The following is a 321-nucleotide window of genomic DNA, read 5'->3' as shown; positions in this document are numbered from 1 at the left end:
AAATCCGACGGCCTTGCGGAGCAAGGCTGGCGAGCGGCAGGCAGCGTATTTGCGAAGCAAATGCGCGTTGCCGCTGGGTTGTTATGTCACCGCCGATTGGCGGCAGGCAGAACAACCTGCGTCGGTTACAATCAACGTTGTCCAGGTTTTGTGTTTTGGATGGTTTGCTTTCTGTGTCCTGTAACACTGTCTGTTACTGGATCAAATCAAGCCTATCGGGCGATTAGTACCGGTCAGCTGAACGCATTGCTGCGCTTACACCTCCGGCCTATTGGCGTGGTGGTCTTCCACGGCCCTCAGGGATACCTTGTTTTGAGGGGG

At 55.1% G+C, this 321-nt stretch carries 1 protein-coding gene and 1 rRNA gene; one reads left to right on the top strand and one right to left on the bottom strand.

What is annotated here, in order from left to right; translation table 11 throughout:
- On the top strand, positions 1–184 hold a 184-nt coding region (locus AB9K35_RS00295), incomplete at its 5' end, for a hypothetical protein (RefSeq protein ID WP_369923936.1).
- An 18-nt stretch (positions 185–202) separates the two neighbouring features.
- Here the strand turns inward: AB9K35_RS00295 and AB9K35_RS00290 are convergent.
- Positions 203–321, bottom strand: a 23S ribosomal RNA gene (locus tag AB9K35_RS00290); the annotation flags it as partial.

The organism is Leisingera sp. XS_AS12 (assembly GCF_041224635.1).
Taxonomy (GTDB): domain Bacteria; phylum Pseudomonadota; class Alphaproteobacteria; order Rhodobacterales; family Rhodobacteraceae; genus Leisingera.
Note: the sequence above shows the minus strand (reverse complement) of the source record. Positions and strands in the feature narration are given on the sequence as shown.